The sequence below is a fragment of the Pseudopedobacter beijingensis genome, assembly GCF_042678145.1.
Lineage (GTDB): Bacteria > Bacteroidota > Bacteroidia > Sphingobacteriales > Sphingobacteriaceae > Pseudopedobacter > Pseudopedobacter beijingensis.
In genome coordinates, this window is sequence record NZ_JBHUDG010000016.1 from 19,487 (window position 1) to 32,352 (window position 12,866).

Annotated in this window: 7 protein-coding genes; 4 read left to right on the forward strand and 3 right to left on the reverse strand. The window is 36.5% G+C overall.

The genetic code is table 11. The features are described from left to right. Window positions 1-114: 114 nt before the first annotated feature. Both ACFSAH_RS10795 and ACFSAH_RS10800 read right to left on the reverse strand, forming a co-directional pair. Window positions 115-1,440, reverse strand: coding sequence for a sugar porter family MFS transporter (locus ACFSAH_RS10795; RefSeq protein WP_379662746.1), 1,326 nt, complete (start codon window positions 1,438-1,440; stop codon window positions 115-117). Window positions 1,441-1,647: 207 nt separating this feature from the next. Next, window positions 1,648-3,285: a glycoside hydrolase family 32 protein gene (locus tag ACFSAH_RS10800; RefSeq protein WP_379662747.1), complete on the reverse strand. Its 1,638-nt coding sequence runs from the start codon at window positions 3,283-3,285 to the stop codon at window positions 1,648-1,650. Window positions 3,286-3,715: 430 nt separating this feature from the next. On the opposite strand from ACFSAH_RS10800, the gene ACFSAH_RS10805 reads away from it, so the two are divergent. Further along, on the forward strand, window positions 3,716-6,457 hold the full coding sequence (locus ACFSAH_RS10805) for a substrate-binding domain-containing protein (protein ID WP_379662748.1): 2,742 nt from the start codon (window positions 3,716-3,718) through the stop codon (window positions 6,455-6,457). On the opposite strand, the gene ACFSAH_RS10810 is transcribed toward ACFSAH_RS10805, so the two are convergent. Then, window positions 6,454-7,275: an N-acetylmuramoyl-L-alanine amidase gene (locus tag ACFSAH_RS10810; protein WP_379662749.1), complete on the reverse strand. Its 822-nt coding sequence runs from the start codon at window positions 7,273-7,275 to the stop codon at window positions 6,454-6,456. The two genes, ACFSAH_RS10805 and ACFSAH_RS10810, sit on opposite strands and share 4 nt — an antisense overlap. Before the next feature lie 170 nt (window positions 7,276-7,445). Here ACFSAH_RS10810 and ACFSAH_RS10815 point away from each other — a divergent pair, with 170 nt between their 5' ends. The 3 genes from ACFSAH_RS10815 (at window position 7,446) to ACFSAH_RS10825 (ending at window position 12,861) form a co-directional block, all read left to right on the forward strand. Then, window positions 7,446-8,003 (forward strand): RNA polymerase sigma factor, encoded by a 558-nt coding sequence (locus ACFSAH_RS10815; protein WP_379662750.1) that lies wholly within the window; start codon window positions 7,446-7,448, stop codon window positions 8,001-8,003. 83 nt (window positions 8,004-8,086) lie between these two features. Further along, a complete protein-coding gene (locus ACFSAH_RS10820) occupies window positions 8,087-9,229 on the forward strand; it encodes a FecR family protein (RefSeq protein ID WP_379662751.1) in 1,143 nt (380 codons plus the stop codon). A 203-nt stretch (window positions 9,230-9,432) separates the two neighbouring features. Further along, window positions 9,433-12,861 (forward strand): SusC/RagA family TonB-linked outer membrane protein, encoded by a 3,429-nt coding sequence (locus ACFSAH_RS10825; RefSeq protein WP_379662752.1) that lies wholly within the window; start codon window positions 9,433-9,435, stop codon window positions 12,859-12,861. The last annotated feature ends 5 nt before the right edge of the window (window positions 12,862-12,866 follow it).

A 12,866-nucleotide genomic window follows, 5' to 3' on the forward strand; every position in this document is an offset into this window, starting at 1 on the left:
GTCTAAAATTCGAAGGCAGAAGGATTGGGAGACCAAGTTTCTGCCTATTGTTTATATTATTTATGACTTAAATACTAATCTTAAGATCAAACCGTATGTTTGTTATACCTTATTCTAATGCATAACCATTGTTTTTTCTATTTGTTCCAGTGATTTTCCTTTCGTTTCGGGCATTAGTTTCCAAACAAAAACCAATTGTAAAACCATCATTACGCTAAAAAACAGAAAAGTTGTTCCTCCTCCTAAGGTTTCTGCCAAATAAGGAAAGGTAAAAGCTATAACAGCGGCAAATATCCAATGGGTAAAGCTTCCCAGCGTTTGTCCTTTTGCTCTTACTTCATTAGGAAATATCTCTGAAATAAAAACCCATATAACTGCTCCTTGGGAAAAAGCAAAAAAAGCAATATAAACCATTAGATAAATGGTAATGCTAAGTCCACTAAAATCTCCTGAGTAAAAAGTCATAGCTACCAAAGCTAATGAAACAATAAGGCCCATAGTCCCCACCAACATCAACGTTTTTCTTCCAAACTTATCTATAAAACCTATAGCCAATAAGGTAAATGTAAAGTTTACAGCTCCTATTCCCACAGTAGACAATAGTGAGGTATGAGCTCCTAATCCTGCCATTTCAAAAATCCGGGGAGCATAATAGATAATAGCATTTATGCCTGACACCTGATTGAATATGGCAAATAGCACCGCTAGCATTACCGGTTTCTTATATTTTGGGGAGAATAATTTTTCTGCAGACTTATTGTTACCCGAACTTCCACTTTTGATGTTATCAAAATCTTTACGATAGGTAATGGGGTTTATTTTTTTCAATACTTTCATGGCCTCGTCTTCTTTTCCTTTGGCTTGTATTAACCACCGTGGGCTTTCAGGAACCACGAAAAGTAAAATAAAAAAGAGGAGAGAAGGAGCTGCCTGTACTCCCAGCATCCATCGCCAGGAAGCCTCTCCTGTTTGTCCGAGAAGATAATTGGACAAATAGGAAACCAAAATTCCCAGAACTATATTAAACTGAAAAAGAGCTACCAGTCGTCCTCTTGAATGAGGGGGAGAGATTTCAGAAATGTAAATTGGAGCTGTTACAGAAGAAACCCCAACGCCTAATCCTCCTATAAATCTAAAAATTAAAAACACATACCAATCTGTAGCTAAAGCAGTGCCTAAAGAGGAAAACAGGTAAAAAGCAGCGACCAAAAACAATGTTTTCTTTCTACCTATTTTATCTGACGGGAGAGCACCTAAAAGGGCTCCTAAAACTGTCCCTATTAGTGCTATAGAGACGGTGAAACCATGTTCAAACACGCTTAAAGACCAATATTGCTGTATTGCCCTTTCGGCTCCAGAAATTACAGCGGTGTCAAAACCGAAAAGAAAACCACCTAAAGCCACTACAAGTGACCACGTTATCACAGCATTTTTTTGCATAAAGTTTATCTAGTTTTATTGTAAACCTATTTCTTTCTTATTTATCGTCTAAACACGATATAGCATTCCCCTTACGTTTAGCAACAAGCTGCTCTAACATATTAAAGCAATCTATATTTAGAATTTAAAAGGTTATTTATCCTATTCTTTTGGTTAAGAGCTTGGTTAAAAATTATTAGATGAATTTTAAACAGACTCTAGGTTTTTTTAATAAATACTTTTCATTTGCCAGGCTTGAATGGACTTTAATAAAGCCTCGCTTCCTTTTGCAATAATGGAAACACCTTTGCTATCGTCTCTGCCCGGATAGGTACGAACCGAAATACACTGCTTATCGTTTACAAAAACTTCAACAACGCTCTTATCAATAAAAATGCGAAGCTTAACAGGTTCGTTTTTTTCTAGCCATACATCTGCTGTTTCTGTAACTCTAGGCCATACATTTGGTAAAATAGATCCATTGGAATTATCTATTGCAATGGCGCTATATCTTCCTTTCCTGTCAGAAGATTCTTTGTCCGGGTAACCTCCATCTTTATAAAAAATAATTCTGGTATATTCTTCTTTGTTTGGCGAGCGCAATACATTCAATTCTATTACTGGTGATTTTTTTAGATCTATTTCCATGTTAATTTCCATTGCATCACCCTTCACCTTCTCCAAAACAATTTCTTTATTCGCTGGCAATACAACATTCTGTTGCTCTACCTTATCTTTTCTTAAAGATTCGATATCTCCAACAGGCTTCATTTCTAATCTTCCTTTTTCATCCAGCGTAAGTAAGCGCGGTAAAGTCATCAGCTCCGAAAATCCATTTTTACCACCAAGAGGTTTCCCCGAATTCATATTAAAGAGGGCTATAACCCCTCCTTTTCCATCAGGAAATGCAGATGGTGCATGAACGCCTCCTCGCGATACTGGTCCATGATTAAAATTACCCCCGTCTGTTACTACAAATTTGTCTCGCTGTTTATCGTAATCACCAATGAGGTATTTACCTCCGCTTTTATGACTGAAATGCAACAATATATATTTTCCTTTATCACCAATAGGCCAAAAATATGGACAGGCACCATCATCTCCAACCAAGCCGTACACATCATCTTCAAGAAATGGGTGCATATATTCCCAATGCTCTAAATCAGAGGATTTAAACAAAAACTCTGCTCTCATGTTTTTGCCTCCCGGACCAATTGGTCTTGTTCCTGCCAATACAGTATAATACACGCCGTCTTTTTTCCAAATATTGGGATCAAATACATTGTAAGGCAATTTTTCTCCCGGTTTAGGTAAAGCAATAACAGGCTTGCCATCATTTAGTTTTTTCCAGTTTAGCAATAAAGGATCATCAGAAACAGCAACCATTGTCCCCGCGTCCGTTCCATGGTACATGGCTATTACCCGATTTTCTTCCACATAAGTAGTTCCTGAAAACACTTTACTTTCTGGATTGGGGTATATTGCCAATGGAAGATCTTTCCAGTTAATCAAATCTTTACTCATAGCATGTCCCCAATGTTGCCTAGGATCTTCGGGAGGATATGCCTGATAAAACAAATGCCAGTTACCCTGCCAGTAACATAATCCATTGGGGTCATTTAAACGCCCTTCAGGACTAATAAAGTGATAAAATGGCCGATGTTTATCGACAGAAAGCTCTTGGCGGGATTGAGCAAAGCGCTTTAATAAAGCATTCTCCTTTAATTCTTTCTCCTGTTTTTTAAGAGTATTAGAGAAAGTAGTTTGTGGAACTTTTGAGGTATAATCCTTTTGGTTTTGAGAATACACAACCTCCATACCTATTAAATAGCCCACAATTAGTCCTAAATATTTTTTTTTCATCATCTCTTGATTTTTGGTTAATAATTGACTGATTTATACAAACTTAAATTTGAGGACTTTTTCTTTCTATAACCTTTCATTTTATATCAATCACATTAAAAAACATAAAACACTGAAAAACAGCACCATAAAACCAATAAAATGTTTATATCTCTCGAGATATATTAGATTTTGTAACACAAATATCTTATTCTGTACCATTTATAAGTAAACTACCTTGGTGAAACCTAAGAATAAGAATACCCTTTTCTGAATAAAGCTCGGAATAATCCATAATTTCAGGATATATCTCTTGACTTTATTGGAAAATAAGTCTTATTTTAGAGGTAATTAACGCACAGTTTGTGCAAAAAACCTTCCTTTTTAAACATAATGTCAATTTTAGTTTATGATCAAAGTCAGTTGTAAGAGGCCTTATTTGAGTTTCATTCTATTGCTTATTATAATAGGATTTTCATTCTCTTGCGGAAAAGAAGTAAAAAAAGAAAAATATGTCATCGGTTTTTCTCAATGCATAGGATCAGACCAATGGCGTAAAACTATGCTGGCAGAGGTAAAACGAGAAATGTCTTTTCATCCCGAGGCAACTTTAATTTATGAAGAAGCAAACGGAAACAGCCAAACACAAATAGAGCAGGTGAGGAGGTTACTACAAAAAAACATTGATATTCTGCTCATATCTCCCAATGAAGCCCGTCCCCTAACACCTATTGTTGAAGAAGCTTATAAGAAAGGTATTCCTGTAATTGTAATTGACAGGAAAATAACATCTGAGCTTTATACGGCTTATGTTGGTGCAGATAATTTTGAGATAGGACGGATAGCAGGCGAATACATTGCAAAAAGATTAAACTTTAAAGGAAACATTGCCGAAGTGATGGGGCTTCCCGGTTCTTCTCCTGCTATTGAACGTCAGAGAGGTTTTTATAAGGCTGTAAAGAATTATCCCGAAATAAAAATAAGCTCGCAATTATATGGGAACTGGCTTAAAGAAAAATCCAGAGAAGTTATAGAGCAGAACATTAATCATATTAAAAATACCGGAGCTATTTTTGCACATAACGACCAAATGGCCTTAGGGGCTTCCGAGATTTTAAAACAACATCAAATAAACAACATTAAAATAGTAGGTGTTGATGCGCTTCCAGGAACAAATAATGGATTGGGATTTGTCTCTACACGTCTTTTAGATGCTTCTATATTATATCCGACAGGGGGAAAGGAAGCCATTAGAACGGCTTTCTCTATTTTAAAGAATAAACCCTTCAATAAAAATATTTTATTAAAAACATTGGCAATAGATTCAACCAATGCTTACCTGATGCAAATGCAGGAAGACCGGATGCAAAGTCAGCAAGAAGATATAGAAAGACAACAACTGATGCTTGCAGACCAACAAAGGGTATATAAAAATCAGCAAACTGTTCTTAATATCTTAGTTGTAAGCCTTGTGCTCGCTGTTATATTTGGAGGGATTGCTTTTTATTCTTTAAGTGAAAACTGGAAGAACAACAAAAGACTCGAAATCCAGAACAGGGAGATTACCAAAAATGAGCAAAGATTACGTGAAATGTCGCAACAAGCAACACAGGCTACAGAAGCAAAGTTTAATTTTTTTACGCAGATATCTCACGAATTCCGAACACCATTGACTTTAATACTAACTCCTGTACAGGAGTTAATTTCGGCAGGTAGACTAACTGAAACCGATAAAAACCAACTTGATCTTGTTCAAAAAAATGCTCTTCGCCTACTTAGAATGGTGAATCAACTGATTGATCTTAGAAAAGTTGAATATGAAAAAATGAAGTTGCAGTGCTCCGAACAAGATATTGTTAAGTTTATTCAAGAAATAACCGCTTCTTTTCAAAATTTGGCACTAAAACGAAAAATATCCTTAAAGTTATCTTCATCACAAAAAGAAATCAAGGTTTGGATAGATATTAATTTATTCGACAAGGTGATTTTTAATTTGCTTTCTAATGCTTTTAAATTCACGACTGACGGAGGGGAAATAATTCTTTCGATTGAAAAAGACATAAATAACGAACGATTAAATATTAAGGTAGAAGATAATGGTTGTGGCATGTCTGAAGAAACCGCAGCTCATGCTTTTGACTTATTCTTTCAGGGAGAACGTTCTTCTTTGCAACAAGGGTCTGGTTTGGGACTTTCTTTATCTAAGGAAATAGTAGAAGCACACAAAGGGTCAATCTCCTTGAAAAGCGAGAAAAACAAAGGAGCTGTATTTACCATTGAACTTCTTTTAGGAGATAATCATTTAAATTCCGAAGAGAAGAAGAATATGAACACTGCGGCTACTCTTGTTGATTACAAAGACCCGCAAATTTATATCACTGAGCTGGAAGCACCATCTCGGAATGTTGGGGCTACCGATCAGATTTCTATAGTTAAAGAAAAATCAATATTGATTATTGAAGACAATATAGATTTATTGGAACTGCTGAAACAAAAACTTGATACTGAATATGAGGTTTTTACGGCTACCGATGGTGAAAAAGGTATTCAAGAAGCATTTGAAAAAGTTCCTGACCTTATTATTTCTGATATTGTTATGCCTTCATTATCAGGAATTGAGGTGGTAAAAACTTTAAAAAACGACATCAGAGCATCTCATATTCCCATTATCCTTCTCACTGCGCGAGATAACGAAACTCAAAGAATAGAAGGAATACAGACTTTAGCAGATGCTTACTTAAATAAACCGTTTACATTTCCTGTACTCCAGGAAACCATAAAAAACCTGTTAGAGAACAGAGACTTATTACGATCGAGATTTATAAGTGAGTTACCTACAGAAGGGAAAGCCGTAATTAATAAACTGGATAAAAAGTTTATGAACGACTTTTCGAGTATTGTAGAAGCAAACCTAGCGAACGAGACTTTTAGTATTGAAGATATCTGTCAGCAAATAGGAATATCAAGAATACAACTTTATCGAAAAGTAAAGGTTTTGTTTGACTGTAATGTCGCTGAATACATTTTGAATAGACGTCTTCAAAAAGCAAAACATTTACTTAGCGGAAATGAGATGTCTATTGCTGAAATAACGTACAATATTGGTTTTTCATCTCCAACATATTTCTCAACGGTATTTAAGACAAAATACGGATGTACTCCAAGTGATTTTAGAAAAACAAATACTGCTGGTTAATACTTACGATAAAGATTATAAAGGACACATTTATCCCAGCTACTCATCAAAGGAATTAAATCTTGCTGTACAAAATGCCGCTTAAATGCTACTATTGCAGCAGGTAAATCAGAAACATCATACCCGATTCTTCTTAATGCCGTTTCTACATCAAAATTTATAGGAGGGAGTGCATCGGGAGCATCATACCACAAACCAAATCCCGCCCTTGCCAATCGCTCCCATGGAAAAAGTATACTCGGATCTGATTTCCTCTTCGGAGCAATATCTCCATGACCAATAAAGTTGGCAGTAGGTATATTATAATCTTTTTTTAATTTGCCCAGTAATAACAATAGAGTATTGATTTGCATCTCTGAAAAAGGTTCGCTCCCATTATTATCCAGCTCTATACCAATAGAGCAAGAATTCATATCTGTAATGTTTCCCCATTTTCCTGCTCCGGCATGCCAGGCCCGCAATTCATCGGAGAGCATTTGCAATAAATATCCATCTCTGCCAATAACATAATGAGCACTTACCTGGGTACGTTCTAAAGTAAATGTCTTTATTGTTTGTTGAATAGAGTCCTGTGCTGTATGATGAATGATAACATAAAAAGGTTTTCTTGATCCAAAGTTTACTGCAGGAATAAACCCGGAAGGGATTTGGTTTCCCAAAGTATCCAATACTACCGGAGCATTGTTTACCGCTAGCTTTTCTACTACTTCATGTACTTTTTCTTCTTGTTTCTTTTGTGCTTCTTTGTATACTTTTGGGGTACAGGCCACCATTAAAAAAGAAACTAAGAGAATCTCTGCAATTTTTTTCAACTTCATTCTATAAAACACAATGCTGCAAATTACGAGAAAAAAGTAAAGAACTTCCTAAAAATCATCTTGCTGATAATAGTTATCTAAAAAAAACAACAAAATAAAAACTACATGTTAAATTAATTTGGCGCTGTGTTTATATCAATATATTTGTTGATCGAAACCTGAACATGACGATGTATAATAAATATGGGGATCAAGAACTGTGGGTTCGTATAAAACTAGGGGACGAAAAAGCATTTATAGCCCTATATGAACGATATTGGGCTATATTGTATGCCCATGCTCTTAAAATGTTAAAAGATAAGGATGAGGCTATGGATGTGGTGCAGGATGTGTTTACTCATTTTTTAACAAAAGTTGAGGAGATAGAACTCTCTACTTCCTTAAAATCGTATTTATATGCAGCGGTAAGAAATCGCATTTTAAATCAAATCAACAAAAACCGATTAAAAGATAGTTATGTAAACTCATTAGTCGACTTTGTAAATCAGGGCTACGATATAGATGACCAGATGACATATCGTGATCTTTTAGAAAAAATAGAAGAAGAGGTAAACAATCTTCCTCCAAAAATGAAGAAGATTTTTGAAATGAGCCGAACCACCGGGTTATCCCATAAAACAATAGCTAAAGAACTCAATATTACAGACCATACTGTAAAGAAAACCATAAACAGGGTTTTGAAAGCATTAAAAGCTAAAATAACTGTACTTTTTTTCCCTTTTATATAATTTTTTCAACTTTTTTATTTTTTGATGTCTACCTACGCTGGTTCTGTTTGTCTTAGTAAATATTAAGCGAACATATCACCAATATGACGAGAGAAGAAGCGCAGGAATTATTAGAAAAGTATGTAGAAGGAAAATGTTCTGCTACAGAAAAGGCTATTGTAGAGAATTGGTATAACCATGCTATAAACGAACAAAAACACACCCAAATTAAAGCAGATTACGAAACAGCTAAAAAACATATATACGAGGGACTCCCTCTACAGAAAAAAAGTGTAACCGTAAAACTATGGATGCAGGCCGCTGCAGCCCTTATAGTCTTGTTTTTAGCTTTTGGTCTCTATTTATACCATAATTACGACAAAGAAACGCCACAGCCAAACACCGTTGTTTCTCTGACAAACAAACCAACTCTGACATTAGACAATGGTAAAATGATTGATTTATCCGATAGTGAAAATGGTAACCTAATGGATGAAAATGGAGTGAAAATATTTAAGAAAAACAATGAACAATTGGTTTATACTATAGATGGTAAACTGGTAAACAATGAAAATAGTATCAGCTATAACACCCTATCTATTCCGAAAGGCGGAAAATATCATATACAATTAGCCGATGGTACAAATGTATGGTTAAACGCAGCCTCCTCTTTACGCTACCCTTCGAAATTCAATGATAAAGAACGCGTAGTTGAGTTAAGTGGAGAAGCTTATTTTGAAGTTGCCAAAGTTACTCAAGGCGAAAAAACAGGAGCGAAGAAGAATATACCCTTTTTTGTAATTACCCCAACTCAAAAGGTACAGGTATTAGGTACTCACTTTAACACTCGTTCTTATCCGGAAGACGAAAAAACAAGTACTACTTTATTGGAAGGAAGTGTAAAAGTTTCCACATTAAAAGAAGATTGGTCTGGTTTACTTTCTCCTGGAGAACAGGTAGAAATACAAAAATCGGGTAAGGCACAAATCCGACAGGTGAACGCAGAAAAAGCTATTGCCTGGAAAAATGGTTATTTCATTTTTGAAAACGAAGACATCCATTCTATTATGGATCAGCTAGCACGATGGTATGATATAGATGTGGTATATAGTACTGATGTAACCAAGCAAAAATTCGGCGGGATATTTTCCCAATCAACAGAGTTAAGCAGTTTACTTAAAGATCTGGAAAGCTACGGGAATATCCATTTCTTAATACAAGGAAGGAGGATAACGGTTATGCAATAATCTTTATAAACTCTGAAAACCGAGGGTGTTGGCGCACCCTTCGGTTATTTCGTTTATTACAAACGGTGTCAGATTATTATCAGTTGAGTGAAACAACTAAATTTTAAACTAAATCCAACGTTCAAATGTATAAATTTTTTGCTGTATTAATTTACAGCAGCTATAAGTGTACACCCTATCTTCAGTTAAAACATCTTATTAAGATGAAGATAACAGCAATTTTATTACTGAGTACCATGATTAACGTGTATGCCTCTGGGTATGCCCAAACCGTTAGCATGTCCGTAAACAAGGCGAATTTACAGGAAGTATTCTGGATACTACATAAACAAACAGGTTATAATTTTCTATATCAGGAGACCGATTTAAATGGTAGTAAACTAGTCAGTACTTCGTTCAAAAATCTTTCGCTAAAAGAAGCACTAGACCGTTGTTTTGCAGGCCAGCCTCTGACATACAAAATAGGAAGTAAATCTGTCATAGTGCAACGTTTGCCAACAGACAATAACATAACTAAACCGCTGCAAAACCAATCAATAAATATAAATGGAAAAGTAACGGATGAAAAAGGGGCTCCTCTCCCCGGTGTAAACATCAAAATAAAAGGAAGTAACGTTGGGACTGCCTCCAAGGCAGATGGTGCTTATTCTATTAAAGTTCCCGATACAAAAACCGTTCTTATATTTTCTTTCTTAGGTTTTTCCTCACAAGAGGTTATTGTAGCGGGCAGAACCACACTAAATGTTGTTCTAAAAGAGCAAAATACTGCCTTAACGGAAGTTGTGGTAACAGCTTTAGGTATAAAACGGGACGAAAAAGCGTTGGGTTATGCCGTTACTCAGGTCTCCGGAGAACAGCTTACAGAAGCTTTATCCAATAATTGGACAGATGCATTATCTGGGAAAATTGCAGGCTTAAATCTGACTCGTTCCGGTGCCGGTCCAACAGGGTCAAACAAGATTGTTTTGAGAGGAGAAAATAACCTGACAGGCGACAACGAGGCATTAATTGTTGTTGACGGTGTGGTGATTAATAATAGCAGCGGACGTTCTACCGGAACTGGAAATGCATCTTATTTGGGAGAAGATTCTCCCGTCGATTTTGGTAGTGGATTAAGCGATATTAACCCGGAAGATATAGAAAGTGTAAGTGTACTGAAAGGACCTGGTGCTGCTGCTTTATATGGACAAAGAGGGGCAAATGGGGCTATTATAATTACCACAAAATCAGGAAAACCTAGAGTAAAAGGAATTGGTGTAACACTCAATTCAAATACTTCTGTAGAGGCTATTTCACGTTGGCCAGATTATCAATATGAATATGGGTCTGGAACAGAAGGTGTAAACTATTTTTCCTGGGGAACCACACCGGATGGTCCGAGTACAAGAAGTTCAAGCGTAGCATGGGGACCAAAGTTTAACGGACAAATGTTCTTTCAATACGATCCGATTACACATAAAGGTGCAACAGAAAGAACACCCTGGATTCCTTATCCAAACAATAGAAAAGATTTCTTTGAAACAGGAAAAACATTTACCAATACTGTAACCCTTGACGGAGGAACAGCCAGAACTGCCGTACGTTTCTCTTTAACCAATGTAGATAATACCTGGATAATTCCAAACACAGGCTATAAACGTAATACAGCTGCACTTTCGGCCAGCCAAAAAGCTACAGATAAACTTCAGATAAGCACTAAAATAAACTACACCAATAAGCGTAGTGATAATTTACCAGCAACAGGTTATAATAACCAAACTATTATGTATTGGAATATTATGCAGGTACCTAACGGGAATATTGATTGGTTAAAAGACTATTGGATGCCCGGACTTGAAGGGATAGACCAAAGTTATCCGTTTAGCACTTCACCCGATAATCCTTATTTGATAGTTAATGAAATGCTCAATAAACTTAACCGTAATTCTGTAACAGGAAATATCCAAGCAACATACGATTTCACCAAAGACCTTAGTTTGATGGTTCGTACCTCAATGGACCTTTCTTATGAAAATCGTTCTGAACAACGCCCCATGGACACCCAGAAGTTCACCTATGGAATGTACCGCACTATGAACGTTTTTGCACAGGAAATAAACAGCGATTTTTTGTTAAAATATGGAAAGAAGCTTGGAGAAAAATTTGATTTTTCCATATCAACGGGAGGAAGCAGGCTACAAAACCGCTATGTTAAAGATGAATTAAGAGCCAACTCTTTACAATACCCTCAAGTGTTTACATTGGCCAATAGCAGAGACGTTTTAACCGCACTGCCCTACAGAAGTGAATATAATATTAACAGTTTTTATGGTTTAGGAACTATCGGATATAACAACTACCTATTTCTGGATGTTACCGCTCGTAACGATTGGAACAGTGTCTTAGCAACACCTACGTCAACAAGTAATGTTTCTTTCTTTTATCCTTCCGTAAATCTGAGTGCTGTAATCTCAGATATGCTTAAACTCCCATCAACTGTTTCGTTTGCAAAACTAAGGGCCTCTTATGCAGGTGTTGGAAGTGGAGGGACCAGAACATATCAGAATACATACGCTTATATGACTGCGAATAATTATTCGGGAGGATTATTAAACCCCACCACCCTTCCTAATGAAAATCTTAAACCACAATATACCACCAGTTACGAATTGGGAGCTGATGTACGCTTATTCAAAAACCGTTTAGGATTGGACGTGGCTGTTTATAAGGGCAATACTAAAGATCAGATTCTTACAGCCACTTTAGACAGAGGATCGGGGTATAACAATATGGTAGTTAATGGAGGTTTGGTTAGTAACCGAGGTATAGAAATACAGGCTAATGGTGTTCCGTTAAAAAGTAAAAAGGGTCTTAACTGGAAGGTATTTGCCACTTTTGCTGCTAATGATAATAGAGTAGAAAGGCTTACAGATAGTTTATTTGCCCTTCAGCTACAAAACACATTGTCTGGCAGAGGATCAATAGAAGCCCGTGTAGGAGCCAACATGAGTGCCATCTATGGCCCCGGTTATCAGCGTTCTCCTGATGGACAGATAATTTACGAAAATGGCTACCCTGTACTTACGTCAGAGGCTATTTATCTGGGAAACAGTAATTCTCGTTGGAAAGCCAGTATCGGAAATGAATTCAGGTATAAACAGTTTCGCCTGAATATATTGATAGATGGACAATATGGCGGTCAGGCCTACTCCCTAACACATGCATTATTGGCAGAACACGGGAAACTTAAAAACACACTTCCGGGCAGATATAATGGCATTATTGGAAAAGGTGTAATAGCAAACGGAGATGGTACATTTAGGTCTAATGATGTTATTGCTCCGGATATCTGGACTTATTATACACGGCATTATGGTCGTGAAAACCTGGAGGGAGGCATGTTCAGTACCGATTTTATCAAACTGAGAGAACTAAGAGTCGACTACACTTTTACCCAAAAACTCAATAAAAGACTGGGATTACAAAAAGCAACAATAGGCTTATACGGTCGTGATTTATTTATGATTACTCCATGGCCAATATTTGACCCGGAATTCGGAACCTTAAACAATGGGTCTATAGATAAGGGGTTCGAAATAGCACAGTTCCCCGCAACCCGCACATTTGGTATAAACTTAACCGTAGGCTTTTAACTATT

Coding starts and splice junctions, on each gene's coding strand:
- ACFSAH_RS10795 (WP_379662746.1), bottom strand. CDS start 1,440: ATGCAAAAAAATGCTGTGATAACGTGGTCACTTGTAGTGGCTTTAGGT.
- ACFSAH_RS10800 (WP_379662747.1), bottom strand. CDS start 3,285: ATGATGAAAAAAAAATATTTAGGACTAATTGTGGGCTATTTAATAGGT.
- ACFSAH_RS10810 (WP_379662749.1), bottom strand. CDS start 7,275: ATGAAGTTGAAAAAAATTGCAGAGATTCTCTTAGTTTCTTTTTTAATG.
- ACFSAH_RS10815 (WP_379662750.1), top strand. CDS start 7,446: ATGTATAATAAATATGGGGATCAAGAACTGTGGGTTCGTATAAAACTA.
- ACFSAH_RS10820 (WP_379662751.1), top strand. CDS start 8,087: ATGACGAGAGAAGAAGCGCAGGAATTATTAGAAAAGTATGTAGAAGGA.
- ACFSAH_RS10825 (WP_379662752.1), top strand. CDS start 9,433: ATGAAGATAACAGCAATTTTATTACTGAGTACCATGATTAACGTGTAT.